The sequence below is a fragment of the Cellulosimicrobium funkei genome, assembly GCF_004519295.1.
Classification (GTDB): domain Bacteria; phylum Actinomycetota; class Actinomycetes; order Actinomycetales; family Cellulomonadaceae; genus Cellulosimicrobium; species Cellulosimicrobium funkei.
Genome location: NZ_SOZH01000004.1, coordinates 234,158 through 259,392 on the forward strand (window position 1 = coordinate 234,158; position 25,235 = coordinate 259,392).

The following is a 25,235-nucleotide window of genomic DNA, read 5'->3' on the forward strand; positions in this document are numbered from 1 at the left end:
CGTCCGCGTGGAGGAACCGCCATGCCCGACGCCGCCCCGTCCCCGAGCGACGAGCTCACCGTCGGCCAGCTCGCGGCGCGCAGCGGCGTCGCCGTGTCCGCGCTGCACTTCTACGAGCGCGAGGGGCTCATCACGAGCCGTCGGACGCCCGGCAACCAGCGGCGCTTCACGCGCGAGACGCTGCGCCGCGTCGCGTTCGTGCGCGCGTCGCAGCGCGTCGGCATCCCGCTCGCCCGCATCCGCGCCGCACTCGCGACGCTCCCCGGCGACCGCACGCCCACGGCCAAGGACTGGCACCGGCTCTCGGCCGGGTGGCACGCCGACCTCGACGCGCGCATCGAGCAGCTCACGCGCCTGCGCGACCACCTCACGGACTGCATCGGCTGCGGGTGCCTCTCGCTGCGCCGGTGCGTCCTCGTCAACCCCGACGACGCGCTCGCCGACGAGGGCCCCGGCCCCCGCACGCTGCTCGTCGAGGGGATCGAGGACTGAGCCACACGGCGCCGAGCGTCCGATCGGCCGCGGGGCCGCGTGGCAGGAGCGTGGGGCGGGTCCGGCGACGAGGCCGTCAGCCCGGCGCGCGCAGCGAGCCGAACGTCGGACGGTGGCGCAGGGCGAACCCGAGCCGCTCGTAGACGCCGATCGCGCCGACGTTCTGCGCCGCGGCGTGCAGGAACGCGCGGTCGCCCCGCTCCTGGACGTGGAACGCGACGTGGCGCACCAGACGCGAGGCGAGGCCGCGCCCGCGGTGGTCGGGGTCGGTCGTCACGGCGCTGATCTCGGTCCACCCCGCGGGCCGCAGGCGCTCGCCCGCCATGGCGACGAGGCGGCCGTCGTCGTCGCGGAACCCGACGTACCGGCCGAGGAGGTAGGTCCGGGCCTCGAAAGGACCCGGTCGGCTGCGCTCGACGAGCGCGAGCATCTCCGGGACGTCGTCCGCGCCGAGCACGACCGCCTCCGGGTCGGGTCGGGTGACGAGGTGCTCGGTCTCGACGAGCTGGACGCCCTCGACGCGGGCCTCGACCGTCCAGCCGTGCGGCGGCTCGACCCCGACCGGCGGCGCCGAGAAGTGCCCGCCCGGGCCGACGAGCGCGGCGATCGCGTCCCACACGCCCGGGTCGGTCCACGAGCGCACGCCCGTGATCGGGGAGACGTCGGCCGGGTAGCGTCGCGCCAGGTCGCCGCCCTCGGCGAGGTGCGCGTGCGCGCCGGTGAGCGCGCTCCACGACGGGTTGTCCAGGGCCGGGTCGTCGACGCCGGTGGCGCCGGGCCCCGTGCTCGTCGCGGTCATGCTGCTCCTCCTCGCCCGGTCGCCCGGGTGCCGTGCCGTCGTCGCGGCCGTCCGGCCGTGCGTCTCCTCCGTGGCGAACGCGTCCGGGCGGTCGCCTCTTCCCGGCGCGCTCAGCCGTGCCACCGGTCCCGGTGCACGACCTCCGCGAGCGGGCGCCGCCGCGGCTCGGACCAGCGGCTCCGGGTCGGGTACCCGAGGGGGAGCAGGCCCATCGTCAGCGCGTCGTCGGGCAGGCCGAGCAGCGCGGCGACGTCGCCCTCGCGGACGGTGCGGAAGGTCGTGAGCGTCGTCCCGATCCCGTAGGCCCGGGCCGCGAGGACGAGGTTCTGCACCGCGCCGTAGATCGAGGCCCCGAGCCGGGGGTCGGTCGAGCGCGCCGCGTCCCGCAGCACTGGCACGACCCACACCGGAGCCTCCTCCAGGTGCAGCGCCAGGTGCTCGACGGCGCGGAAGCCCGCCTCGCTCACGCCGGCGTGCGTGGTCGCGGCACCGAGGACGGCGTCCCGGCGGTCCCCGTACGCCGCGCGCCACCCCTCGCGGTACCAGGCGGCGATCTGCGCCTTCGTCGCGGGGTCCCGCACGACGACCCACGCCCACCGCTGCCGGTTGCCCCCGCTCGGTCCGCGGACCGCGGCGTCGAGGATCGCGTCGAGCACGTCGTCGGGCACCGGGTCGGGCGAGAGGTAGCGGCGCGACGGCGTCGAGTGGAGCGCGCGCAGGACGGGCAGGTCCTCGGGTGTGGTCACGGTCGCCGAGGGTACGGGCGAGCCGCTGGCGCGTCCTCGGGTCGTGCCCGTCGTCTCGCAGGCTGGGCAACCCTGCGACGGGTCCCGCTCCACCGGCCGACCAGGAGAGCAGGCGGTCGCCGGAGCGGCCGGCGGACGACGGCGGATCGGCCGCGGCGCAGCCGGCGCTCACCAGTTCTTGGTGCCGCCCCCGCTGCTGTCGCCCGGGTCGCTGCCGGTGCCCGGCTGGTCCCCGTAGAGGTCGCGGTACTCCTGCTCGAGGCGCTCCTGCTCGTCGCGCGCCTCGGAGCCCTGCTGCTCGAGCTGCTCCTGGCGCTGCTGCTCCTCGCGCTCGGCCTGGCTCTGCTGGTCCTCGCCCTGCGCGCCGTCCCCGCCCGAGGCGTCCGACTGCTCGTCGCCCTCGGAGCCGTCGCCCTCGCCCTCCGAGGTGTCGCCACCGTCCTGGTTCTCCGGCTGCGCGTCCTGCGCCTCCTGCTGCTTGTCCTGGAGGCGCTGCTGCGCGGCCGCGTCCTGCTCCTGCTGCTCGGGGGTCTGCTCGGACTCCCCGCAGTCGGGCCAGCCGCGGATCTGCTCGGCCGTCGCGTACTCCTGCTCGGCGTACTCGTACCAGTCCTGGACGTCCTGGCGCAGCTCCGCCGGGTCGGGCTCGGTACCGTCGCCGTACGGGTCGAGGACCCCCTCGTCGTACGGCAGGCCCGCGTCGCGGGCGGCGATCGCCTCCTCGACGAGGGCGAGCTCCGCCGCCTTGCGGTCGGCGTAGGCCATGTCGCCGTCGCCCTGGATCTCGTACGTCAGCGAGAGGTTCGTCTGGATCATGCACCGTTCCTCGGGAGACGCGTTCTCCGCGAGGTCGTAGGCGCGGTCGAGGGACCGGATCGCGTCGTACAGCGACCACGAGTCCTCGGTCCGCGCGAGCGCCGTCCCGTGGTTGTAGTGGGCCTTCCACGGCTCGACGAGGTTGAGCGTCCGCTGGAGGCCGTACGTGCTCGCCGCGCCCTCGGTGTCGCCGGCGTCGTAGCGGTCCTTCGCGAGCGAGGCGACCGGGGCGCGCAGGGCGAGCGTGACCCCCAGCACGAGGAGCACGAGCACGACGGGCAGGGTCCCGAGGAGCCACCACCGGCGCCGGCGCAGCCGCGCCGCACGCAGGGCGGCGGCGCCCGTGGGCCGGGGCGCGCGGGCGCCGGGCGGGGGTGCCGGGGGAGGGGTCCAGGTCATCGGCGCACCTCCGCCCGGTCGGGCGCCGTCGGGCGGACGAGCGAGCGGCTCGCCGAGCGCGCCCAGAACCACGCCTCGACGCCGAGCAGCGTCACGAGCGCGAGGGCGAACGGCCACACGACCGGCCGGTACGCCGTGACGTCGCGGCGTCCGTCCGCTGCCACCTGCTGCGGGTCGACGCCCGCGACGAGCGACGCCGTCTCCGACGGCTCCTGCCGGTGCACGTACGGCACGCCGAGCTGGTCGGCGAGCGCGGTGAGCGTCGCCTCGTCCAGCACGGACAGCGCCTCGACGGGCTCGCCGCCGTCGCTCGGCTTCGACCAGTCGACGAGGTACTCCGCGTCCTCGGGGTCCACGTCCGGGTCGTACTCCTTCATGCGGCCTCCCTCGGCGGTCCCGTAGCCCAGCACCGCGCCGCCGTCGACGAGCGGCGCGAGGTCGGCGAACGACCGCGGCTCGCCCTCCGCCGTCTGCTCGCCGTCGGTGAGGAAGAAGACGAGCCGCACGTTGGCCGGGTGCTGCTCCGCCGAGCCCTCGAGCGCCGACCGCAGCTCGTCGAGCGGCCGGTCCGTGAGGGAGCCCTGCGAGTACCGCGTGATCTCGCGGTGGAACGTGTCGGCCCAGGAGGTGATCGCGCGCGCGTCCGTCGTCAGCGGGAGCTGGCGCGACGCCTGCGAGTCGAACGAGATGATCGAGTACCGCGCCCCGGGGATCGCCTCGGTGAGGCTCGTGATGTCGTGCCGCACGCCGTCGAGGCGCTCCTGGCCACCCTCGGGCCCGTAGTCCTCGGCCGCCATCGACCCCGTGCGGTCGACGACGAAGAACATGTCGACGTTCGCGACCGACGTGTCGCGGTCCGTCGATGCGACCGACGGCGCGATCCCGATGATCCCGAGCAGCGCGACCGCCCCGGCCCGTCGCACCCAGGCCGCTCGCGGGGCGCCGGGGCGGGGGGCGCCGTCGGGCCCCGGGCGCCCGGCCACGACCGCCTGCCACCCGGCGAGGCCGAGCAGCGGCAGCACGAGCAGCGCCAGCGCCCACAGGGGCACGAGCGGCTGGAACGTGAGTCCGGCGAGGTTCATCGGCGCGTCACTCCTTCACCCGCCACGCGACGACGAGCAGCAGCGCGACGCCGAGGACCGCGACGAGGAACCAGCCCGCGGGCCGGTCCGTGACGACCACCTCGGGGGACGCGTCGAGCTCGACGGCCTGCTGCGCGACGACGTCGTCGACCATGCCCTGCACCGCGGCCGGGTCGTCCGCGAGGAAGTACAGGCCGCCGCCCGACTCGACGGTCTCGCGGTACTCGGTCTCCTCGGGCGTGCCCTCGTAGCGCTGGGACCCGCCGAAGATGCCGTGCAGCGTGATGTCGCGCGACGCGACGAGGTCAGCCGCCTGCGGGAGCGTGTAGATCGGCTCGCCGGAGACGTAGTTGTCCGTGGCCAGGATGATCGAGCGCGAGCGCTCGGTGTCCTCCGCGTCGAACTGGAGCGCGCAGCTCGCGAGCCCGTCGCCGATGAGGCTCGCGCCCGAGAGGTTCGCGGTCGTGCCCGCCGTGAACTGCGCGTACTCGAGGATCTCCGCGTCGTCGGTGCCGCCCGTGTAGTCGAACGTCGCCGGGTCCTGGTCGAGCGCGGCGATCCCGGCCTGGAGCTCCTCCTGGACGAGCGTGTAGTCGTCCGTGAGCGGGAAGACCGTGCGCGACGACGAGTTGAAGATCGACAGCGCGATCCGCTCGCCCTCGAAGTTGTCGACGAGCTCCTGGAACACCTTGAGCACCGCGCCGTCGTACTCGATCATCGAGCCCGACACGTCGAGGCACAGCACGATGTCGCGCGTGCCGAGGCGGTCGACGACGACGTCCGTCTCCACCGGGCGGGCCGCTACCGCGCCCGCCCCGACGACCGCCACGAGCAGCCCCGCCGCGGTGAGGCCCTGCAGCACGCGGTAGCGGCGCACCCACGCGGCGAACGCCGGGACGCGCGCGAGGTAGTCGGAGTTCGCGACCCAGAGCACGCCCGCGTCAGCGTCGCGCGCCCGGCGCCGCCGCGCGAGCCACCACGCCACCGCCGCCGCCGCGAGCACCGCGACGACGAGGACGACCCACAGCCACGGCCACAGGATCGACGGGCCCTGCGGCCCCGGGACGACGGCGGTGCTCGCCGCGACGGAGCGATTCACCATCCGCGCACCACCGCCCGGGCACGGTCGATCGAGTCCTCGCCGTCCGTCGAGCGCGCCGCCGGGTCGTTGTCGTGGTCCGCGAACGACGGCCGGTAGTAGCGCGCGATGAGCTGCGTGAGGCGGCCCGCCTCGGCGAGCTGCTGGATCTCCGAGAGCGTCATGGACGACGCGTCCTGGCCGAGCCGTCCGGTCGCGAAGCCGCGCATCTCCGCCGAGAGGGCGAGGTGCAGGGTGCGCTCGTCGAGCTCGCCCGCGCGGAACCGCTCGGCGACGGCGTCGAGGCGCCGCTCGTACTCCGCCCGCAGCGACGCGTACGGGTCGTGCGGGCCCGTGGGGAGCAGCGGGGCGGGGCGCGGGGCGTTCTTCTCCTCCGCGCTCGCACGCGTCAGCCAGATCACGAGGAACACGACCGCGGCGGCCGCGAGGACCAGGACGATTCCCAGGGCCGTCCACCACCCCGAGTAGCCGACGGGGTCGACGAGCTCATCGACGGGCACGCTTCTGCCTCCCCAGGAGCTCGACGAACCGCTGCAGCACGTCGTCGGACCCCTCGACGAGCACGGCCTCGACCTGCAGGGCGCGCAGCCTGTCGGCCACCTCGGCACGCCGCGCGGCCAGCGCCTCGGCGGCAGGCGCCGCGAGCGCGGCCCGGCCCTGCAGGAACGGCGGCAGGCGCAGCGTGCCGTCGACGTCGGCCACCTCCCCGACCCCGGCGCCCACCGGCGAGAGGTCCGCGACCTGCACGACCATCACCTCGTGGCGCACGCGCAGCGAGCGCAGGAGCTGCTCGTGCTCGGCGGCGGGGCGGGCCTCGTCGGTCACGACGACCACGAGCGAGCGACGCCGGAAGGCCGTCTGCGCGCGGTCGAGCGGCCGGGACAGGTCGCTCCCGGGGGCGTCTGGGCGCCACAGCCCCTCCACGGTGCGCAGCAGCACCTCGAGGTCGCGCGTGCTCGCGCGCGGCGGGAGCTGCACGAGGCGCTCGGCGTCTCCCGCGACGAGCGCGACGCGGTCGCCCCGGTCGCGGGCGAGGTAGGCGACGAGCGCGCAGCAGAAGCTCGCGATCTCCGCCTTCGTCTCCCCGCTCGGCGCCGTCGCGCCCATGGTGCGCCCCGTGTCCACGACGAGCACGAGGTTGAGGTTCGACTCGCGCACGAACCGGCGGATGATCGGCAGCCCGGCGCGCGCCGAGGACTTCCAGTCGATGTCGCCGACGTCCTCGCCCGGCGCGTACAGGTGCAGGTCGTCGAAGTCCTGCCCGTGCCCCTTGAACACCGAGCGGTGCCGGCCCTCGAGCAGGCCGGACGCCCGGCGCGCGACCGGCAGGTCGAGCCGGGCCCGGACCTGGGCGAGACGGGAGACGTCGGGCACGTGGTGCTCTCTCGGGACGGTGGGCGGACCGGTCAGGGCGTGGGGACGGCGTCGAACACCGCGTCCACGAGCTGCTCCGGCGGCACGTTGTTGGCGAGCGCGTCGAACGTGCGCACGAGGCGGTGGCGCAGCACCGAGTACCGCACCGCCTTGATGTCGTCCGGGATGACGTACGCCCGGCCCGCGAGGATCGCGAGCGCCTGGCCCACGCGCATGAGCGCGATGCCGCCGCGCGGCGACGCACCCACGCGCACGTGGCGGTCCAGGCCCGGCACCGGGCGCGGGCCCGAGAACCGCGTCGTGTTGATGAGGTCGACGACGTAGCGCTTGATCGAGTCGTCCACGTACACGTCGTCGACGAGGCCGCGCAGGAAGCGCACGTCGTCGAGCGAGATCGGCTGCGCCGTGAGGGGGCGCGTCATCTGCCCGGTCGCGATGCGCTGGAGGATCTCGAGCTCCTGCGGCGGCGTCGGGTACGTGAGCACCTCCTTCATGAGGAAGCGGTCCATCTGGGCCTCGGGGAGCACGTACGTGCCCTCCTCCTCGATGGGGTTCTGCGTCGCGAGCACCATGAACGGGTCGGGGAGCGCGTAGTTCTCGCCACCGATCGACGTCTGCTTCTCCTGCATCGCCTCGAGCATCGCCGACTGCGTCTTGGCCGACGAGCGGTTGATCTCGTCGAGCAGGACGACGTTCGCGTGCACCGGGCCGAGCTGGGTCGTGAACTGGCCGGTCGCGTAGTTGAAGATCTGCGTGCCGACGATGTCGTTCGGCATGAGGTCCGGCGTGCACTGGATGCGGTGGAACGAGCCGTCGACCGCCGCGGCGAGCGTCTGCGCCGCGGTCGTCTTGGCGAGGCCCGGGACCGACTCGAGCAGGATGTGCCCGCCCGCGAGCAGCGTGCTCACGAGCGCGGTGCGCAGGGCCTCCTGCCCGACGACGCGCTGGTCGAAGACCTGGCCGACGCGCTTGAGCAGGTGGCTCGCGCGGTCGAGGTCCTGCGTCGAGATGCTGCCGTGCCCTGCGGCCATCGGTCGTCCTCCGGGTGGTGCGGGTGGTGTGGTCCCGTGCGCGGCCGGAGGGCGGACGGAGCCTCGCGAGCCCCCGGCGAACCCGGCCCAGTATGCCAGCGCGGACCCCGCCGGACCGGGCGTCGTCCACAGGTCCGGGTGGGGAGAGGTCCCCACCGTGCGGTGCGCCGGGAATGCCCCGGAGGGCCACGACGGTTGGCCCGGCATGAGCACCGACGCCCTCGACGCCTCTCGTGACACCGACCGCGACGTCCCCGACCGCGCGCCCCGCGCCGCGCTCGGCGAGCCCGCGCTCCTCGACCTGGTCGCCGCACGCCGCCAGGGCGTCCTCGCGACCGTGAAGAAGGACGGGCGGCCCCAGCTCTCCAACGTGCTCTACGTCTGGGATCCGGAGGACGGGCTCGCGCGCGTCTCCGTCACCGCCGACCGCGCGAAGACCCGCAACGCGGCGCGCGACCCGCGCGTCTCGCTCCATGTGAGCGCGGAGGACTTCGCGGGCTACGCCGTCGTCGAGGGCGACGCCGAGCTGAGCGCCGTCGCGCTCGACCCCCACGACGATGCCGCCGACGAGCTCGTCGCGACCTACCGCGCGGCCACCGGGGGCGAGCACCCGGACTGGGAGGAGTTCCGGCGCGCCATGGTCGCGGACCGCCGCCAGGTGCTGCGCGTGCGCGCGACGAAGGTCTACGGGATGGCCCGCCTGTCCCGGCCCTGAGCCGTGACCGGAGGGGCCCGCGCGGTCGATACCCTGGTGGGGTGACCACCACTGCCCTGCGCCGCGCGCCCTCGGACGCCCGACCCGCGAACCCGTGGTGGCTCGTCGTCGCCGGGCCGTTCGCCGTCGTCGTCGCGGTCGTCGCCGTGCTCGCCGCCGGCGCGTTCTCGGCCGCGTTCACCGTCCCCGCCGGCTTCCCGGACCCGGGCGCCCTGGCGCGCCTCGGCACCCCGGTCGTCACGGTGCTCACCGAGCTCGCCGTCGCGCTGACGCTCGGCTCGCTCGTCCTCGCGGCGTGCGTGCTGCCCGCCGGGACGCCCGTGCGCAAGGCGCTCGGCGTCGCGGGGGCGGCGTCGGCCACGTGGGCGGTGCTCACCGTCCTGCAGGTCGTGCTGCGCTACTCCTCCATCTCGAGCACGCCGGTCACCAACCCGACGTTCGGCGACCAGCTCGGCCTCTTCGTCTCGCAGGTCAGCCTCGGCCGGAACTACCTCGCGATCGTCGTCGTCGCGGCCCTGACGTCCGCCGTCGCGCTCGCCGTGCGCAGCGCGACCGGGGCGATGTGGACCGCGGCCCTCGCCCTCGTCGCCCTCGCGATGCAGGCCAACACCGGCCACGCGGCCGGCGCGGTGAGCCACGAGCTCGCCGTCTCCTCGATGTTCCTGCACCTGGCCGGCGCCGCGCTGTGGGTCGGCGGGCTCGGGACGCTCGCCGTCGTGCGCGTGCGCGGCGGCCTGGGCCGCGCGGACTTCGCGTCGTCCGTCGCGCGGTACTCCGCGATCGCGCTGTGGTGCTACGTCGCCGTCGCCGTCTCGGGCGTCGCGAACGCGAGCATCCGGGTCGACTCCCTCGCCGGCCTGACCACCGACTACGGCATCCTCCTGCTCACCAAGCTCGCGCTCCTGCTCGTCCTCGGCGCGGTCGGCTTCGCGCACCGCGAGCTCGTCGTGCGTCGCCTCGCCGGCCCGACGGCGGCCCCTCGCCCGGCCGGGGACGGCGCCCCGGCGAGCGGTGCCGGGACGGGCGGGACGTCGTCGTCCACGAGCGCACGGGCCGCGGCAGCCGAGGGGACGCGCTGGCTGTTCTGGCGCCTCGTCGCGGTCGAGCTCGCGATCATGGGCGCCGTGTCCGGCGTCGCGGTCGCGCTCGGGTCCACCGCCCCGCCCGTACCGCAGGAGGAGCCGCTCGACACCTCCGCCGCGTACCAGGTGACGGGGCACGCGCTCCCGCCCGAGCCGACGCTCGCCCGCTGGTTCACCGAGTGGCGCTGGGACCTGCTGCCCGCGTTCGCGTGCGTCGCGGCGATCGTCGTGTACCTGCGCTGGGTGCGCCGCCTCGCGCGGCGCGGGGACTCGTGGTCGGTGGGGCGCACCGTCTCCTGGTGCCTGGGGATCCTCGTCCTGTTCTGGGTCACGTCCGGCGGCCCGGCGATGTACGGCCACGTGCTGTTCAGCGCGCACATGGTCCAGCACATGATCCTCGCGATGGTCGTGCCGATCTTCCTCGTGCTCGCCGCCCCCGTCACGCTCCTGGTGCGCGCGGTGCCGCCGCGCAAGGACGGGTCGCGGGGACCGCGCGAGTGGGTGCTCGCCCTCGTCACGTCGCGCGTGGGCCAGTTCTTCGCGAACCCGGTCGTCGCGGCGGTGAACTTCGCCGGCTCGATGATCGTCTTCTACTACACGCCCGCCTTCGAGTACGCGCTCACGACGTACGCCGGCCACCTCGTCATGCTGGTGCACTTCACGCTCGCGGGGTACCTGTTCGCGAACGCGCTCGTCGGGATCGACCCCGGCCCGCACCGCCCGCCCTACCCGCAGCGTCTGCTCCTGCTGTTCGCGACCATGGCGTTCCATGCGTTCTTCGGCGTCGCGCTCACGTCGGGCGAGGAGCTGCTCGTGCCCGAGTGGTTCGGCCTCCTCGGCCGCGAGTGGGGCCCGAGCGCCATCGCCGACCAGCAGCGCGGCGGCGCCGTCGCGTGGGGCATCGGCGAGCTGCCGACGCTCATCCTCGCGATCGTCGTCGCCGTGATGTGGACGCGCTCCGACGAGCGCGAGGCCAAGCGCCGCGACCGCCAGGCCGACCGCGACGGCGACGCCGAGCTCCAGGAGTACAACGACATGCTCGCGGAAATGTCGAAGCGGAACGACTGACCGAGCCCCCCGTTCCGCCGCCCCCTCCCGCCCCCGCCCCCCGTCTCCGCCGAACACGGGGTTGGAGACCGAGAATCCGGGATTTCGGTCGCTGATCGCGTGCTCGCGGGTGGTGATGGTGGTCAGGGCCGACTCTTTGTGGTTTTGCACAGGGTCGGGTTTGGGCGGGGTGTTCACAGGGGCGGAGCCTGCGTGCCGCAGTGGACTGGGCGTCGTGCTGCCATGCCGACCATGGCGTTCTCACCGGAGCTGGACCGGCTCGTCGCTGCGCAGGCCGGGCTCGTGTCGATCGACCAGCTGCTCGCCGCAGGGGTCTCCTCGCGCGTCGCTCGTCGTCGCGTCGACTCGGGTGCCTGGGCGCGCGTCACGCGTGGTGTCTACGACCTCTGGCCGCCGGCCGGTCAGCGCTGGGACTGGGACCATCGACGGCGGAGATCGGCGTGGGCGGGCCTGCTCGCGTTCGGCCCGGAGGCCATCGCCGTCGGGACGACGGCGCTCGTGCTGCACGGCGTCCAGGGGATCCCCGTCGGGGTCGCCCCGGAGGTCGCCCTGCCCCGTGCGAGCGACCGCACCACGCGTGACGGCATCCGCCTGCGGCAGTTCGACGACGGGATGACGACCGTCCAGATCGGTGGGCGAGCCGTCGCGACCGTCGAACGCGCCCTCGCCCAGGCGGTGCCCGAGCTGCCTCGCGCGCACGCGCTGGCCGACCTGGACTCCGCGCTGCACCGGCGGTCGACCGACCCCGACGGGCTCGCGAGGGCGCACGACCTGGCACGAGGGCGTCGTGGCGTCGCCGCCACGCACGCGCTCTGGGGAATGGCGGACGGCCGCGCAGAGTCGCCGTTGGAGTCCTTCGGGCGGCTCGACTGCGTGGATGCGGGCGTGCCGCCCGACGTCCTCCAGCTGCCGGTGCTCGACGCGGACGGTCGCGTCGTCGCGCGGGGAGACATGGGTTGGCGCCTCGGTGGCGGGCGGTGGCTGGTGGCGGAGATGGACGGAGCGGACGTGCACTCCGACCCCCAGGCCGTGTACGCCGACCGCACGCGCCAGAACCGTCTCGCCGCCTGGGGCACGATCGAGCTCCTCCGGTTCACGGGTCGTGACGTGCCGGGCGGCGTCGGCCCCGCGGTACGAACGTTCCTCGGGCACCGCGGCGCCCTCCCCGCGGCCAGACCGCCCGAACACGGGAGAGGCGACCGTCGAGCACGGGGTTGAAGACCCGAATCGGCGGATTCCGGTCTCTGACCCCGTGTTCGGCGGGAGCCGGTTTCCGGGGAGGGGCGTGATAGGACGTACGGGTGAGCAATCTGGCTGGCACGCCCGGTACACCCGACCCGACCGTGGGACCGTTCCACGATCTCGACCGATATCTCGCGATCCCGCGCGTCGGGGGCCTCGCGCTCTCGCCCGACGGGACGCGCCTCGTCACGACCGTCCAGACGCTCGACCCGCAGCGCACCGGGTACCGGGCGGCGCTGTGGGAGGTCGACCCGGCGGGGGAGGCGCCCGCGCGTCGGCTGACGCGTAGCACGAAGGGCGAGTCGAGCGCGACGTTCACGGGCGCGGGCGACGTGCTGTTCACGTCGGCGCGGCCCGACCCGGACGGCGGCTCCGACGACGACGCGACGTCGGCGCTGTGGCTGCTGCCGGCGTCGGGCGGGGAGGCACGCGTGGTCGCCACGGCGCCCGCGGGCGTGAGCGGGCCGCTCGCGGCGACGGACGCGCCGGTCGTGTCGGTCGCGGCGTCGGTGCTGCCGAGCGCGCGCGACCTCGCGCATGACGCCGAGCTCCGGTCGGCGCGCAAGGACGCGAAGGTCGCGGCGATCCTGCACAGCGCCTACCCCGTGCGGCAGTGGGACCACGACCGCGGCCCCGACGAGGCGCACCGGTTCGTCGGCGACCTCACGACGCTGGTCGACGCGCCCGCGCAGCCCCTCCCCGCCCCGGCCGCCCCGACCGACGCGCCCGCGCCCTCGGGCAGCGCCGCGCCGCTCGCCGCCGCGCCGCTCGCCGCGGGAGCGCAGGGCACCGCCGCGGAGCACGCCGCCGAGCACGCCGCAGCCGAGCACGACGCGCGGCTGCTCGACCTGCGCGACGTGAGCCGCGGCGTCGGGCACGACGGCACGGCGCCCGGGCGCGCGCTGCACGAGCACTCGGCGGACCTGTCCGCCGACGGCACGACGCTCGTCACGACGTGGCAGGTGCCGGGTCCCGGCCCGCAGGTGCGCAGCACGCTCGTCGCGATCGACACGGCGACGGGCGCGCGCCGCACGCTCGTCGACGAGCCGCGCGCCGAGGCGCACTCGCCCCGCATCTCGCCCGACGGCGCGTGGGTCGCGTTCGTGCGCGAGACGATCTCGACGCCGCACCAGGCGCCGGAGGAGAGCCTCGCCGTCGTGCCGCTGCACGGGCCGGACGGGCCCGCCGGGACCGCGGAGGGCCACGACGACTCGGCGACGACGCGCGCCGAGAACCACGCGTCGCCGCGCACGCTCGTGCCGCACTGGGACCGCTGGCCGACGTCGCTGCGCTGGCTGCCCGACGGCTCGGGCCTGCTCGTCACCGCGGACGACGACGGCCGCGGCCCGGTCTTCCTCGTCCCCTTCGACCCCGCGGGCAACGGCGCGGCCGAGCACGGCACGGCGGAGCGCGTGACGAGCGACGACGCGACGTTCACGGACGTGCAGGTCGCGCCCGACGGCCGGACGCTCTACGCGCTGCGGACGAGCTACCTGGAGCCCGCGCACCCGGTGCGCGTCGACCTCGGCGCGTTCCTCGACTCCGGCATGGCGGGTGGCCGCACGCCGGTGCCCGCGACGCCGCTGCGCGGCCCGGTCGCGACGCCCGACCTGCCGGGCACGCTCGTCGACGTCGAGACGGCGGCGGGGGACGACGTGCGCGTGCGGGGCTGGCTCGCGCTGCCGCACGGCGCGTCCGCGGAGGACCCGGCACCGCTGCTGCTGTGGATCCACGGCGGCCCGCTCGGGTCGTGGAACGCGTGGAGCTGGCGCTGGAACCCGTGGCTGATGGTCGCGCAGGGGTACGCGGTGCTGCTGCCGGACCCGGCGCTGTCGACCGGGTACGGGCAGGACTTCGTGCAGCGCGGGTGGGGCGCGTGGGGCAAGGCCCCGTACACGGACCTGCTCGCGATCACGGACGCCGTGGAGGCGCGCCCGGAGATCGACGCGACCCGGACGGCCGCGATGGGCGGGTCCTTCGGCGGGTACATGGCGAACTGGGTCGCGGGCCACACGGACCGCTTCCGCGCGATCGTCACGCACGCGAGCCTGTGGGCGCTGGACCAGTTCGGCCCGACGACCGACCACGCGTACTACTGGGCGCGCGAGATGACGGACGAGATGGCGCTGGAGAACAGCCCGCACCGGTTCGTCCAGGACATCGTGACGCCGATGCTCGTCATCCACGGCGACAAGGACTATCGCGTGCCGATCGGCGAGGGCCTGCGGCTCTGGTACGAGCTGCTCGCGTCGTCCGGGCTGCCCGCCGGCCCGGACGGCGACACGGTGCACCGGTTCCTCTTCTACCCGGACGAGAACCACTGGATCCTCCAGCCGCAGCACGCGAAGGTCTGGTACCAGGTGGTGCTGGCCTTCCTCGCGGAGCACGTGCTGGGGGCCGCCCCGGGCGAGGGCGACGCCGCGTTGCCGACGACGCTCGGCTGACCTGTGGGCCGCCGCCCGCGGGCGGCGGCCCGCAGGGCTCCCCCCCGACGGCCAGCGTCAGGCGACCGCCGTCAGGCGACGGTCGACGGGAGCCCCGCGGCCGCCGCGCGCCAGCGCCGCACGAGGCGCCGGTCGGCGGCGCCGCGCGCGGCCGCCCACAGGCAGTGCTGGGTCGTCTCGCGGTGCTCGAGGAGCGCGTCGCGGTCGTTCTCGAGCGCCCAGAGCAGGGCGGTGCGCACCTCGGTGCGCGAGGGGGCGGAGGGCAGGGTGTCGTGCATGGTCCGTCTCGTCGTCCGTCGTTCTGCGGCGGCCGGTCGGCCGTCCACACGAGGAGAAGGCAGAAGTCTCCGTCTGTGACGCGACTTCGGGGACTTTTTTTCCGGAACGCGCACGATGTCTCACCCGGAGGTCAGGAGACGGCGTCGACGATCACGGCCGCGAGGTCCCGCGGGCGGGAGAACATCGGCCAGTGGCCGGTCGGGAGGTCGACGTAGGTGACGTCCTCGACCTCGCCCAGCTCGGTGTGCAGGGGCGGCCCCGGGTGCGCCATCTCGGCGAGGACGGCGGACGGGATCGACGAGCAGACGGCGGTCGCGGGCACCTTCAGGCGGCCCGGGTCCGACACCCGCACCGCCCCCCGCGCGACGGGCCCGGGGGTGGGCACCGCCCGCTCGCGGAACCGCGCCAGCGCGGCCTCGTCCAGCCCGTCGAGGCTCGACCCGGCCTCGGCGAGCTCCTCCCACGTCGGGAGCGGGACCTCCGCGGCGTCGGCCGGGAGGCCCGGCGACAGCGCCGCGCCGTCGACGAGCGGGCCCGTGTCGACGTAGACGACGCGCTCGATGCGCGCGGGGCCCCGGTCGAGGGCCTCCTGCACGACCGGCCCGCCGCCGCTGTGCCCCACGAGCACGACGCGGCCGTCGAGCCCGTCCACGAGTTCCGTGACCGCGGCGACGTGGTCCGCGCGCGTGACGTGCGCGCGGTCGGCGGCGGTCGCGCCGGGCTCCAGGCCCGGCAGGGTCACCGGGTGCGGGACGAGGCCGGCGGCCTCGAGGTGGGGGACGACGTCGTCCCAGGCCCACGCGCCGAGCCAGAAGCCGGGGACGAGGACGACGTGGACGGGCTGCTCGGGTGTTCCGTGGGTGCTCATGCAGCCACCCTCGCAGGGTGTCGGTGACACCTGTCTGTCACCATTCTGGGGTGAACAGGACGGAGCGCCTCTACGCGCTCGCGGAGGAGCTGCGCCGCGCGGGCCGGACGGGCACGACGGGGCCGCGTCTCGCCGCGGCGCTCGAGGTGAGCGAACGGACGATCAAGCGCGACGTCGCCGCGCTCCAGCAGGCCGGGCTCACGATCTGGGCCCAGGCGGGGCCCGGGGGCGGGTACGTGCTCGACCCGAGCGCGTCGCTGCCACCCGTGAACTTCACGCCCGGCCAGGCCGTCGCCGTGGCCGTCGCGCTCGCGACGCTCCCGCCCGGCAGCCCGTTCGCGGTCGACGCCCTCGCCGCCCGCGGCAAGGTGTGGGACGCGCTCGGCGCGGGCGACCGCGCACGGGCCGAGGCGCTCGCCGCGCGCGTGTGGGTCCGCCACGCCGTGCCGGACCCGGACCGGCCCGACGCCGTCCCGCCCGCGAGCCCGCCCGACGCCGTCCCGCCCGCAGCAGGCCCGCCCGCCGCCCCGGCCGACGCCGTCCCGTCCGACGCCGTCCCTTCCGACGCCGTCCCGCCCGCCGCCGTCCACCCGGGAGAGCCGTACGGCGACACGACCGCGCCGGGCCGGGGCGACGTCGTCGGGCGTGCGCGGACCCACCTCGGGGTGCTGCGCGCGGTCGAGCAGTCGATCGCGGGCGGGCGCGTGCTGGCGATCCGCTACCGGGACGGGCGCGGGTCGACGTCGGCGCGTCGCGTCGAGCCCGTGCTGCTCGCGCACACCGACGGCCGCTGGTACCTCGTCGCGTGGTGCCGCACGCGCGAGGCGATCCGCTGGTTCCGGCTCTCGCGCGTCGAGCGCGCGGACCTCACCGCGGAGGCGTACGACCCGCGCCCCGTCGCGGACGTGGGGGAGCCGCCCCCGGGCTCGGCCGCGGTGTACCGCCCCGGCCCCGCCTGACGCGGAGGGGTCAGTCGGCGCGCAGGACGCAGAACTCGTTGCCCTCGACGTCCGCCAGGACGACGAACGTCTCGTGCTCGCCCTGCCCGACGTCGACGCGTCGCGCGCCGAGCCCTTCGAGCCGTGCGACGTCGGCGGCCTGCGTCGACGACGAGAAGTCGAGGTGGAGGCGGTTCTTCACCGTCTTGCCCTCGGGGACGCGCTGGAAGACGAGGCTCGGCGGCCCGAGGATCGTCTCGCCGTCGCGCGGGAAGAGCACGGCCTCGCTGTGCGGCCCGGTCTCGCGCCCCGTCCACCCGAGCGCGGCCTGCCAGAAGTCCGCCACGGCGGCGGGGTCGGCGCAGTCGACCACGGCGCCGCTGAAGGTGAGTGTCATGGCGCCAGTGTGACGTGCGCCACCCACACCGGGGGCGGTTCTCAGTCCGCGGCGGGCAGCGGCTCGACGAGCCGGCCGACGAGCGCCGGGAGCCAGTCCGCGCTCCGGGCGCGCTGCACGGCGTCGTCGCCCGCGGGGCTGAGGAACGCGTCGCGCGCCGCGCACGTGTACGCGCTGATGAGCACGCGCGTCGCGGCCGCCGGGTCGATCGCGAACCGCATGCCGACCTCGGTGAGCACGCGGGTGAGGATGCCCGCGAGCTCGGCGCGGAACGACTCCTCCTGGTCCGCGAACCGCGCCGCGACCTGCGGGTCGCGCAGCGCGAGCAGCTCGAGCTCCGCGCTCATGAGGCACCAGCGGCGCTCGTCGCGCGGGTCGGCCATGACGGCCGCGACGATCGCGGCGATCGTGTCGGGCGCGATGACGCCGTCGCGGACCGGGTCGTCGGGCAGGTGCTCGACGGCGGCCTCGAGGTTGCGCATGCGCGTCCGGATCTCGCGCTCCGTGAGGGCGAGGAACAGCGACTCCTTCGACTCGAAGTTCGAGTAGAACGCGCCGCGGGTGAAGCCCGCGGCCTCGCACACCGCCTCGATCGAGGTGCCGTTGATGCCGTGCTCGGCGAAGAGGCCGTAGGCGGCGTCGAGCAGGCGCTCGCGCGTGCGCTCGCGGCGCCGCGAGAGCGGCGCGTCGTTCTCCGCGCGGTCGACTCGGGTCGGGTCGAGGTCCGTCGTCACGCCGGACATGCTCCCACTGTCGGACGGCGCCGCCCGAACCGGGCGGCCTTGCGATGCACGAGTGTATCCGATACGTTCGCGCATCGGATACAGCGGCGTATCCTCAAATCCGTCTGCACTCTCCCCGGGAGGCCGCCCGTGTCCTCAGCGCTGTACTCGCTCGGCCGGTGGGCGGTCGGGGCGCGCCGGCTCGTCCTCGTGGCCTGGATCGGCATCCTCGTGCTGGCCGGAGGGCTCGCCGGGCTCGTCGGCCAGGGCCTCGACGACGAGGTGACCATCCCCGGCACCGAGTCGCAGGCCGCGCTCGACCGTCTCGCCGCCACGTTCCCGCAGGTCAGCGGGGCGTCCGCGCAGGTCGTCGTCGTCGCTCCCGACGGCTCGACCATCGAGGACGACGCGGTCCGCGGCCCCGTGGAGGACGCCGTCACCGCGCTCGGCGACGTCGACGGCGTCGCCGCCGTCACCTCCCCCTACGACGACACCATGCCCGCGTCGGTCAGCGACGACGACGTCGCGACCCTCATGACCGTCCAGCTCGACGAGGGCCAGAGCGAGGTCACCGACGCCACGAAGGACGCGCTCGGCGACGTCGTCGACGACCTCGCCGCGGCCCTGCCCGACGGCGCGCAGGCCGCCCTCGGCGGCCAGCTCTTCAGCACCGAGTTCCCGACCCTCACCGTCACCGAGGCGCTCGGCCTCCTCGTCGCGCTCGTCGTGCTCGTGCTCACGTTCGGCTCGTTCGTCGCGGCCGGGCTGCCGCTCCTCAACGCCGTCGTCGGGGTCGGCGTGAGCATGGGGCTCCTGTTCGCCGCGACCGCCGTCGCGCAGATCAACTCCACGACCCCGATGCTCGCCGTCATGCTCGGCCTCGCCGTCGGCATCGACTACGCGCTGTTCATCGTGTCCCGGCAGCGCGACGAGCTCGCGACCGGCCTCAGCGTCGAGGAGGCCACGGCGCGGGCCGTCGCGACCGCCGGCTCGGCCGTCATCTTCGCGGGCCTCACCGTCATGATCGCGCTCGTCGGCCTCGGCGTCGCCGGCATCCCGTTCCTCACCGTCATGGGCGTCGCCGCCGCCGTCGGGGTCGGGCTCGCCGTCCTCGTCTCGATCACGCTGCTGCCTGCCATGCTGGGCTTCGCGGGCGAGCGCCTCCGCCCGAAGGCACCGCGCCGTCGTGGGCGCGGGCGACGGCGTGCGGCCGCGGGAGCGGACGGCGGAGGGCCGGCCGGGGCGACCGGGTCGCCCGGGCGACGGACCGGACGAGCGGTGGGGGCGGCCTCGGATGCGAGAGGGCGTCAAGCCGCGCTCGTGAACCCCCGCCCGGACGACCCGGGTGACGGCGCGGCAGCCCCGAGCACCGAGGGCGCCCCCACCGCGGACCCGACCAGGGACCTCTCCGACCCGACCAGGGACCTCTCCGACCCGACCAGGGACCTCTCCGACCCGACCACGACCGAGCACCGCAACCGGTTCTTCGCGGGGTGGGTGCGTGCCGTCACGCGGATCCCGCTGCTGACCATCGGGCTCGTCGTCGCCGCGATCGTGCTGCTCACGCTGCCGGCGCGCGACCTGCAGCTCGCGCTTCCCGACGCGGGGACGCTGCCCGAGGACAACCAGGCGCGCGTCACGTACGACCTCGTGTCGGAGCACTTCGGCCCGGGCTTCAACGGGCCTCTCATCGTCACGGGCACGATCGTCACGTCCACGGACCCCGTCGGTCTCATGAACGACCTGGGCGACGAGATCGCGGACCTCCCGGGCGTGGCGGACGTGCCCCTCGCGACGCCGAACCTCACGGCGGACACGGGCATCGTGCAGGTCGTCCCGACCGGCGCGCCGGACTCGGAGGAGACGAAGGACCTCGTCACGGAGATCCGCGCGCAGCACGACCACTTCCTCGACGAGTACGGCGTCGACCTCGCGGTCACGGGGTTCACGGCGGTCGGGATCGACGTCTCGGCGAAGCTCGGGGCGGCGCTGCTGCCGTTCGCGTTCGTCGTCGTCGGCCTGTCGCTCGTGCTGCTGACGATGGTGTTCCGGTCGGTCGCGGTGCCGATCAAGGCGACGCTCGGCTACCTGTTCTCGGTCGGCGCGGCGTTCGGCGTCGTGACGCTCGTGTTCGAGCACGGGTTCCTCGCGGACGCGCTGCACGTGACACGGCTCGGGCCGGTCATCTCGTTCATGCCGATCGTCCTCATGGGCGTGCTGTTCGGCCTCGCGATGGACTACGAGGTGTTCCTCGTGGCGCGCATCCGCGAGGACTACGTGCACTCGGGCCAGGCCCGGCGGTCGATCTTCACGGGGTTCCAGGCGTCGGCGAAGGTCGTCACCGCGGCCGCGGTCATCATGTTCGCCGTGTTCGTGGCGTTCGTGCCCGAGGGCGACATGAGCCTCAAACCCATCGCGCTCGGCCTCGCGGTCGGCGTGCTCGTCGACGCGTTCGTCGTGCGCATGACGCTCGTCCCGGCCGTGCTCGCCCTGCTCGGCGACAAGGCGTGGTGGATGCCGCGCTGGCTCGACCGGGTGCTGCCGTCGTTCGACGTCGAGGGCGAGGGGCTGTCGAAGGAGCTCGCGCTCGCGGACTGGCCGGAGCCGGGCAGCACGGACGCGGTCGTCGCACACGACCTCGTCGTCGCCGGCGCGCGCGGCCCGCTGGCCGAGCCGGTCACGGTCCGGGTGCCCGACGGCGGGTCGCTCGTCGTGCACGGGGAGTCGCCCGCGGCGGTGTCCGGGGTCGTGCTCGCGCTCGCGGGGCGCCTGCGCCCGACGAGCGGGGCGCTCAAGGTCACGGGCCTGGTGCTGCCGGAGCGTGCGCTGACCGTGCGGCGCCGCGTCGCGCTCGTGGACCTCGCGGCGGACGTCGCCGCGCTCCCCGGCGACGCCCCGGCGCCCGCGGCGCACCGCGTGCCGGCGGCGGCGAGCGTCGCCGAGGTCCTGCGCGAGCGGCCCCGGCTCCTGGCGGTCGTCGGGACCGACGCCGTCACGTCGCCCGCCGAGCGGGCCGCGCTGGCCGAGGTGCTCGCCGACGCGGCGGGGCGCGGCACGGCGGTGGTGCTCGGCGCCGTCGGCCCGGCACCGACGGACCTCGCCCCGCCCGGGACGCCCGTCCTCGACCTGCACGACCCGCACCACCCCGACCGCACCGTCCCCGCCGCGCCCGTCGTCGGCCCGCGCACCGAGGAGGTGCCCGCATGAGCGTCTTCCCGCCCGAGCCGGTCCCGACCGACCCGACCGCCGACCCGACGTCCCCAGGGGCGCCGACCGGCGGGGCGCGCCCCCGCCGCGTCGACGCCCGGCGCGCGTGGACCGTGGCCGCCGCCGTCGCGCTGCCCCTCGCCGTCCTCGGCCTGCTCCTGTGGGCGCTGTGGAACCCGCAGGAGCGGCTGGACACGGTCAAGGCCGCGGTCGTGAACCTCGACGAGCCGGTCGAGGTGGACGGCCAGACCGTCCCGCTCGGCCGTCAGCTCACCGCCGGGCTCGTCAGCGGGGGCGCAGCCTCGTCCGACACCGGCGCGGTCGCCGTGCAGCCCGACCCGGGGACGACGAACTACGACTGGGTCATCACCGACGCGGACGACGCCGCGGCCGGTCTCGCCGACGGCACGTACGCGGCCGTCGTGACGATCCCGGAGAACTTCTCCGCGGCGGCCACGTCGTTCGGCGGCGACCCGTCGGCCGCGACGCAGGCCACGCTGTCCGTCGAGACGACGCCCGGCGGGCGGGTCGTCGACGAGGCGCTCGCGCGCATCGTCACCACGACCGCGACGTCGGTGCTCGGCACGACGCTCACCGAGAACTACGTGGACGGCGTCCTCACCGGCTTCACGACGCTCCACGACCAGCTCGGCGAGGCGGCCGACGGCGCGGACCAGCTCGCCGACGGCGCCGCCCAGGCGAGCGACGGGGCGACGCAGCTCGCGTCGGGCGCGGGCGAGGTCGCCACCGGGGCGGGCGCGCTCGCGTCCGGCGTCGGCGAGCTCGGCACGGGCGCCGACGGCCTGGCCGCCGGGGTCGGGGAGCTCGGCAGCGGCGCGGACCAGCTCGCGTCGGGCGCGCAGGGCGTCGCGAGCGGCGCCCAGGGTCTCGCCGCGGGGTCGCGGCAGGTGGCCGACGGCGTCGACCAGAGCGCCGCGGGCGCGGGGCAGCTGGCCTCCGGGGCGCAGAGCCTCGCGGGCGGCGTGGGTGCGCTGTCCACCGGGGCGTCGGACCTCGCGAGCGGGCTCGGCGCGCTCGACGCCTCGATCGCGGACGTGCGGCTGCCCGACGGCACGTCGACCGGCCGGTCGCTCCCGGAGACCGCGACCGCGCTCGCGACGGGCTCGCGCGACGTGGCGGGCGGCCTCGTCCAGGTCGTGGCCGGTCTCGAGCAGCAGCGGGTCGCGGCGGGGTGCGTCGACGGGTCGACGGACCCCACGTGCGGGGTGCTCGACCAGCAGCTCGAGGTACTGAGCCCGCTCGCCGCCGACGCGGCGGGCGTCGCCGCGGGGAACGCGGCCCTGGCGGGCTCGCCGTCGGGCCAGGGTGGTGCCCCGACCGGTCTGTACGCGCTCGCGGCGGGCGTCGACCGGCTCGCCACGGGCGCCGACGACCTGTCCGCAGGCGCGGCGCAGGCGTCGACCGGGGCCGCCGGCGTGGCCCAGGGCGCGGCCGCGCTCTCCGCCGGGCTCGGGCAGCTCGCGCCCGGGGCGGACCAGGTCGCGGACGGCGCGGCGCAGCTCTCCGGCGGCGCGGGCCAGCTGTCCACCGGGGCCGACGGCCTGGCCGCCGGGGTCGGGGCGCTCGGCAGCGGCGCGGACCGGCTCGCCGACGGCGTCGGCGCCCTCGGGACCGGCGCGGACCAGCTCGCGACCGGCACCCAGGAGCTGGCGACGGGCGCGGGCGACCTCGCGGGCGGCGTCGGACAGCTCGCGGGCGGCACGTCCGACCTCGCCGACGGTCTGGACGAGGCGACCGGGCAGATCCCCTCGTACACCGACGCGGAGCGCGAGAACCTCGCGAGCGTCGTGGCCGACCCCGTGGCCGCGCCCGGCGTCGACGACCTCGGGACCGGCTCGACCGGCCCGCTGTTCGCGGTGCTCGCGCTGTGGCTGGGCGCGCTCGCGATCTTCGTCGCGTTCCCGCCGGTCCCGGCGCGGCTCCTGGGGTCGACGCGCGGCCCCGGCCGGCTCGCGCTCGCGGCCCTCGCGCTCCCGGCCGGGATCGCCGCGGCGACCGGTCTCGTGGTCGGCGGCGTCCTCGCCGCGGTCGAGGGGGCGAGCGTGGGCGGCTGGATCGGTCTGCTCGCGTCCGGGGCGCTCGCGTCGGTCGTGTTCGTCGCGCTCAACCAGGCGCTCGCCGCGCTCCTCGGGAACGTGGGGCGCGCGATCGGCCTGCTCGTCGCGGTGCTGCTCGTCGCGACCGGCATCGTCGCGACCGTCCCGGCCGCGCTCACGAGCCTGCGCGACGTCCTGCCGGTGGGCTCGGCGCTCCGCCTGCTCACGTCGATCGTCGACCCCGGCGCGGCCGGGGGAGCGGGCGACGCCGTGGCGCTGGTCCTGTGGGGCCTCGTGTCCGTCGCGGTGACGACGCTCGTCGTCGCGCGCCGCCGGTCCGTCCGGGTGGAGCAGCTCCTGCGCGCCTGACGCGGGTGCGGCGCGCCGCGGTGCGCGTGTGGGCGGCTGCCGCCAGACTCGCTCGGCAGGACGCGGGCGGCGGGAGCCGTCCGCCGGGCGAGGGGACGGTGCACCGATGGACCAGCAGAAGGCACGGGAGATCAAGTCGCAGCTCGCGGACTACGCGCGCGAGCTCGCCGAGCGGTCGGGCCTGGCGGGCCGGTCGGACACGGCGATCGAGGCTCGCGACGTGCCCGACGCCGCGGAGGTCGTGCGCGCCCCCACGCTCGCGATCGGGCTCGCCCCGCACGACGACGGCGGGTACGCGATCGCGGTCCGGTACCGCCTCGGGGTGCCCACCGCGCGCAGCATCGCGCGCAAGGTCGCCTCGGAGGCGGGCGACACGGTGGACGTGCGGCGCACGGGACGCATCCGTCCGCTCGCCGCCGCGCCGGGCGCCGGGCGTGCCCGCGGCGACGGCCCGGGCGTGCGCCCGCCCGTCGTCACCGCGTACGCGACCGGCGAGACCGGCCGCGTCCGGCCGCTGCGGCCCGGGGTCTCCGTCGCGCACGTCGACGTCACCGCGGGGACGCTCGGGGCGTTCGTGCGCGTCGCGCCGCCAGCGGTCGACGGCGCCGACGAGGCCTCGGTCTACGCGCTGTCCAACTGGCACGTGCTCGTCGGCTCGCCGGCCGCCCGGGTGGGGGACGTCGTCGTGCAGCCCGGCCCGGCCGACGGCGGTCGCGCGCCCGACGACCGCGTGGGCACCCTCGCCGGGCTGGTCCCGCTCGAGGCCGGGATCACGCAGACCGTGGACGCCGCGGTCGCGCTGCTCGACGACCCGGACGTCGACCCGGAGTACCCGGTCGGCAGGATCACGACGACGGCGGTCGCGCTGGGCGGCGAGGTCGTGGGCAAGTCGGGCCGAACCACGGGGGTGACCGCGGGGCGGGTCACGGCGATCGAGCTCGACGACGTCGTCGTCGGGTACGGCGACGGGCTCGGCGCGCTGCGCTTCGACGACCAGATCGAGGTCGAGTCCACGGGAGACGGGCCCTTCTCGCGCGGCGGCGACTCCGGGTCGCTCGTGTACCGCGAGGACGGCGTGGCGCTGGGGCTGCTGTTCGCGGGGTCGGAGACCGGGGGTGCGAACGGCACCGGGCTCACGTACTGCAACCCCATCGGGACCGTGCTCGATCGGCTGGGTGCGACGCTGCTCGGCTGAGCCTGGCGAGACGTCGATCTGGCCGTCCGGAGGGACCCGCTCGCCCGCCCCCCTGGAGGGAGGGACGGTCGGCCCTGCCTTCCGGCCGCCGTCGGGCGCACAATGGGTGCGGGAGGTGGTTGCCGTGGCGACCCTCGAACGAGCCCGGGAGGCCAAGGCCGCGCTGCGCGACGAGCTCGCGGGCCTCGACGGCGTGACCGGCGTCGGCATCGCGCGCGCCGACCTGACCGGCGCCCCGGTGCGCGGGGCCGGGACGTCCGGCCTCGGCGACGACTGGCTGCTGCGCGTGAACGTGACGTCCGACGACGTCGCGGTCCCCGAGACCGTGGACGGCGTGGACGTGGAGGTGCGCGTCGTCGGCGACGTGACGGCGTCGCGCGCCTGAGCCTCTGCCGCACGACCCGTCCGTCGCACGACGCGTGCCCGGCACCGCACCGGGAGGGTGCGGCACCGGGCACGAGGGCGCCGGGACGACGCGGCCGGTGATCCGTGCGGTCAGGCGGCGCGCGCGTACCGGGCCGGGTCGGCGTCGAACAGCGGCCCGCACGACGAGCAGCACAGCCAGTAGCGCACGCCCTCGTGGTCGCGCACGAGCCCGGCCGCCTCGGCGTGGGCCTTCGCGACCATGCTCCCGTGCATCACGGGGCACTCGGCGAGGTCGTCGTCCGCCGCCTCACTCGTCGCTGGCGCGATCCCCGCGGCGGTCGCGGGCGCGTGGTGGTGCGCCGCGTCGTGCGCACCGTGGTGCCCGCCGTCGTGCGGGTGGTCGTCGTGGCCGGGGTGCGTGTCGTCGTGGTGCTGGCACATGCGGGGT

Annotated in this window: 23 protein-coding genes; 10 read left to right on the plus strand and 13 right to left on the minus strand. The window is 75.9% G+C overall.

All coding sequences use genetic code 11. From position 1 onward, the window contains the following. The first annotated feature begins 21 nt into the window (after positions 1 to 21). On the plus strand, positions 22 to 492 hold the full coding sequence (gene soxR / locus E1O70_RS06955) for a redox-sensitive transcriptional activator SoxR (RefSeq protein WP_043659223.1): 471 nt from the start codon (positions 22 to 24) through the stop codon (positions 490 to 492). A gap of 76 nt (positions 493 to 568) precedes the next feature. Here soxR and E1O70_RS06960 read toward each other — a convergent pair whose 3' ends face one another. The 8 genes from E1O70_RS06960 to E1O70_RS06995 all read right to left on the minus strand — a co-directional run bounded on the left by E1O70_RS06960 (position 569) and on the right by E1O70_RS06995 (position 7,838). Then, positions 569 to 1,291, minus strand: coding sequence for a GNAT family N-acetyltransferase (locus E1O70_RS06960; protein ID WP_061267094.1), 723 nt, complete (start codon positions 1,289 to 1,291; stop codon positions 569 to 571). A gap of 110 nt (positions 1,292 to 1,401) precedes the next feature. Next, positions 1,402 to 2,037, minus strand: a complete 636-nt coding sequence (locus tag E1O70_RS06965; protein WP_061267033.1) for a nitroreductase family protein — start codon at positions 2,035 to 2,037, stop codon at positions 1,402 to 1,404. 168 nt (positions 2,038 to 2,205) lie between these two features. Further along, positions 2,206 to 3,252: a hypothetical protein gene (locus tag E1O70_RS06970; protein WP_128957643.1), complete on the minus strand. Its 1,047-nt coding sequence runs from the start codon at positions 3,250 to 3,252 to the stop codon at positions 2,206 to 2,208. After that, positions 3,249 to 4,334 carry a vWA domain-containing protein gene (locus tag E1O70_RS06975; protein ID WP_061267031.1) on the minus strand — a complete coding sequence of 362 codons (1,086 nt, stop codon included), beginning with the start codon at positions 4,332 to 4,334 and terminating at the stop codon, positions 3,249 to 3,251. The genes E1O70_RS06970 and E1O70_RS06975 overlap by 4 nt, the downstream gene beginning before the upstream one ends. Positions 4,335 to 4,341: 7 nt before the next feature. After that, the gene (locus E1O70_RS06980) at positions 4,342 to 5,436 is read right to left on the minus strand and encodes a vWA domain-containing protein (RefSeq protein WP_061267030.1); all 1,095 of its coding nucleotides are present in this window, start codon (positions 5,434 to 5,436) and stop codon (positions 4,342 to 4,344) included. Next, the gene (locus tag E1O70_RS06985; protein ID WP_034654434.1) at positions 5,430 to 5,933 is read right to left on the minus strand and encodes a hypothetical protein; all 504 of its coding nucleotides are present in this window, start codon (positions 5,931 to 5,933) and stop codon (positions 5,430 to 5,432) included. Before E1O70_RS06985 ends, E1O70_RS06980 begins: the two co-directional genes overlap by 7 nt. Continuing rightward, positions 5,920 to 6,807, minus strand: a complete 888-nt coding sequence (locus tag E1O70_RS06990; protein ID WP_061267029.1) for a DUF58 domain-containing protein — start codon at positions 6,805 to 6,807, stop codon at positions 5,920 to 5,922. The genes E1O70_RS06985 and E1O70_RS06990 overlap by 14 nt, the downstream gene beginning before the upstream one ends. A gap of 32 nt (positions 6,808 to 6,839) precedes the next feature. Next, entirely contained in the window at positions 6,840 to 7,838 is a 999-nt protein-coding gene (locus tag E1O70_RS06995) for an AAA family ATPase (RefSeq protein ID WP_021483297.1), read from the minus strand. Between the two features lie 205 nt (positions 7,839 to 8,043). Between E1O70_RS06995 and E1O70_RS07000 the strand changes: the two genes are divergently transcribed. The 4 genes from E1O70_RS07000 (at position 8,044) to E1O70_RS07015 (ending at position 14,389) form a co-directional block, all read left to right on the plus strand. Continuing rightward, entirely contained in the window at positions 8,044 to 8,553 is a 510-nt protein-coding gene (locus tag E1O70_RS07000; protein ID WP_082774286.1) for a PPOX class F420-dependent oxidoreductase, read from the plus strand. 41 nt (positions 8,554 to 8,594) lie between these two features. After that, on the plus strand, positions 8,595 to 10,703 hold the full coding sequence (locus tag E1O70_RS07005) for a bifunctional copper resistance protein CopD/cytochrome c oxidase assembly protein (protein WP_082774285.1): 2,109 nt from the start codon (positions 8,595 to 8,597) through the stop codon (positions 10,701 to 10,703). Between the two features lie 231 nt (positions 10,704 to 10,934). Continuing rightward, entirely contained in the window at positions 10,935 to 11,921 is a 987-nt protein-coding gene (locus E1O70_RS07010) for a type IV toxin-antitoxin system AbiEi family antitoxin domain-containing protein (protein WP_061267028.1), read from the plus strand. Positions 11,922 to 12,013: 92 nt separating this feature from the next. Then, a complete protein-coding gene (locus E1O70_RS07015; RefSeq protein WP_061267091.1) occupies positions 12,014 to 14,389 on the plus strand; it encodes a S9 family peptidase in 2,376 nt (791 codons plus the stop codon). Positions 14,390 to 14,460: 71 nt separating this feature from the next. Here the strand turns inward: E1O70_RS07015 and E1O70_RS19865 are convergent, their stop codons facing one another. Further along, on the minus strand, positions 14,461 to 14,667 hold the full coding sequence (locus E1O70_RS19865; RefSeq protein ID WP_061267027.1) for a hypothetical protein: 207 nt from the start codon (positions 14,665 to 14,667) through the stop codon (positions 14,461 to 14,463). 131 nt (positions 14,668 to 14,798) lie between these two features. After that, positions 14,799 to 15,536, minus strand: coding sequence for an alpha/beta fold hydrolase (locus tag E1O70_RS07025; protein ID WP_061267026.1), 738 nt, complete (start codon positions 15,534 to 15,536; stop codon positions 14,799 to 14,801). Positions 15,537 to 15,586: 50 nt separating this feature from the next. On the opposite strand from E1O70_RS07025, the gene E1O70_RS20100 reads away from it, so the two are divergent. Next, entirely contained in the window at positions 15,587 to 16,495 is a 909-nt protein-coding gene (locus E1O70_RS20100; protein WP_061267025.1) for a helix-turn-helix transcriptional regulator, read from the plus strand. A 10-nt stretch (positions 16,496 to 16,505) separates the two neighbouring features. Here E1O70_RS20100 and E1O70_RS07040 read toward each other — a convergent pair whose 3' ends face one another. Both E1O70_RS07040 and E1O70_RS07045 read right to left on the minus strand, forming a co-directional pair. Then, positions 16,506 to 16,871, minus strand: coding sequence for a VOC family protein (locus E1O70_RS07040; RefSeq protein WP_061267024.1), 366 nt, complete (start codon positions 16,869 to 16,871; stop codon positions 16,506 to 16,508). 41 nt (positions 16,872 to 16,912) lie between these two features. Further along, positions 16,913 to 17,614 (minus strand): TetR/AcrR family transcriptional regulator, encoded by a 702-nt coding sequence (locus E1O70_RS07045; protein WP_061267023.1) that lies wholly within the window; start codon positions 17,612 to 17,614, stop codon positions 16,913 to 16,915. 129 nt (positions 17,615 to 17,743) lie between these two features. Here E1O70_RS07045 and E1O70_RS07050 point away from each other — a divergent pair, with 129 nt between their 5' ends. From E1O70_RS07050 to E1O70_RS07065, 4 genes are all read left to right on the plus strand, one after another. Continuing rightward, the gene (locus E1O70_RS07050; RefSeq protein WP_082774282.1) at positions 17,744 to 20,800 is read left to right on the plus strand and encodes an MMPL family transporter; all 3,057 of its coding nucleotides are present in this window, start codon (positions 17,744 to 17,746) and stop codon (positions 20,798 to 20,800) included. Beyond that, complete coding sequence (locus tag E1O70_RS07055; protein WP_061267022.1) at positions 20,797 to 23,226, plus strand: YhgE/Pip domain-containing protein; 2,430 nt, start codon at positions 20,797 to 20,799, stop codon at positions 23,224 to 23,226. Before E1O70_RS07050 ends, E1O70_RS07055 begins: the two co-directional genes overlap by 4 nt. A gap of 106 nt (positions 23,227 to 23,332) precedes the next feature. After that, positions 23,333 to 24,421 carry a chymotrypsin family serine protease gene (locus E1O70_RS07060; protein ID WP_061267021.1) on the plus strand — a complete coding sequence of 363 codons (1,089 nt, stop codon included), beginning with the start codon at positions 23,333 to 23,335 and terminating at the stop codon, positions 24,419 to 24,421. Between the two features lie 124 nt (positions 24,422 to 24,545). Then, positions 24,546 to 24,806 carry a hypothetical protein gene (locus E1O70_RS07065; protein WP_061267020.1) on the plus strand — a complete coding sequence of 87 codons (261 nt, stop codon included), beginning with the start codon at positions 24,546 to 24,548 and terminating at the stop codon, positions 24,804 to 24,806. Positions 24,807 to 24,916: 110 nt separating this feature from the next. Here E1O70_RS07065 and E1O70_RS20660 read toward each other — a convergent pair whose 3' ends face one another. Continuing rightward, the gene (locus tag E1O70_RS20660; protein ID WP_082774280.1) at positions 24,917 to 25,228 is read right to left on the minus strand and encodes a hypothetical protein; all 312 of its coding nucleotides are present in this window, start codon (positions 25,226 to 25,228) and stop codon (positions 24,917 to 24,919) included. Positions 25,229 to 25,235: the final 7 nt, after the last annotated feature.

What these genes read in the sequence shown, in the direction of transcription:
- soxR (WP_043659223.1), top strand. Translation starts at nt 22, where the DNA reads ATGCCCGACGCCGCCCCGTCCCCGAGCGACGAGCTCACCGTCGGCCAG.
- E1O70_RS06960 (WP_061267094.1), bottom strand. Translation starts at nt 1,291, where the DNA reads ATGACCGCGACGAGCACGGGGCCCGGCGCCACCGGCGTCGACGACCCG.
- E1O70_RS06970 (WP_128957643.1), bottom strand. Translation starts at nt 3,252, where the DNA reads ATGACCTGGACCCCTCCCCCGGCACCCCCGCCCGGCGCCCGCGCGCCC.
- E1O70_RS06975 (WP_061267031.1), bottom strand. Translation starts at nt 4,334, where the DNA reads ATGAACCTCGCCGGACTCACGTTCCAGCCGCTCGTGCCCCTGTGGGCG.
- E1O70_RS06980 (WP_061267030.1), bottom strand. Translation starts at nt 5,436, where the DNA reads ATGGTGAATCGCTCCGTCGCGGCGAGCACCGCCGTCGTCCCGGGGCCG.
- E1O70_RS06995 (WP_021483297.1), bottom strand. Translation starts at nt 7,838, where the DNA reads ATGGCCGCAGGGCACGGCAGCATCTCGACGCAGGACCTCGACCGCGCG.
- E1O70_RS07000 (WP_082774286.1), top strand. Translation starts at nt 8,044, where the DNA reads ATGAGCACCGACGCCCTCGACGCCTCTCGTGACACCGACCGCGACGTC.
- E1O70_RS07010 (WP_061267028.1), top strand. Translation starts at nt 10,935, where the DNA reads ATGGCGTTCTCACCGGAGCTGGACCGGCTCGTCGCTGCGCAGGCCGGG.
- E1O70_RS19865 (WP_061267027.1), bottom strand. Translation starts at nt 14,667, where the DNA reads ATGCACGACACCCTGCCCTCCGCCCCCTCGCGCACCGAGGTGCGCACC.
- E1O70_RS07025 (WP_061267026.1), bottom strand. Translation starts at nt 15,536, where the DNA reads ATGAGCACCCACGGAACACCCGAGCAGCCCGTCCACGTCGTCCTCGTC.
- E1O70_RS07040 (WP_061267024.1), bottom strand. Translation starts at nt 16,871, where the DNA reads ATGACACTCACCTTCAGCGGCGCCGTGGTCGACTGCGCCGACCCCGCC.
- E1O70_RS07045 (WP_061267023.1), bottom strand. Translation starts at nt 17,614, where the DNA reads ATGTCCGGCGTGACGACGGACCTCGACCCGACCCGAGTCGACCGCGCG.
- E1O70_RS07055 (WP_061267022.1), top strand. Translation starts at nt 20,797, where the DNA reads ATGAGCGTCTTCCCGCCCGAGCCGGTCCCGACCGACCCGACCGCCGAC.
- E1O70_RS07060 (WP_061267021.1), top strand. Translation starts at nt 23,333, where the DNA reads ATGGACCAGCAGAAGGCACGGGAGATCAAGTCGCAGCTCGCGGACTAC.
- E1O70_RS20660 (WP_082774280.1), bottom strand. Translation starts at nt 25,228, where the DNA reads ATGTGCCAGCACCACGACGACACGCACCCCGGCCACGACGACCACCCG.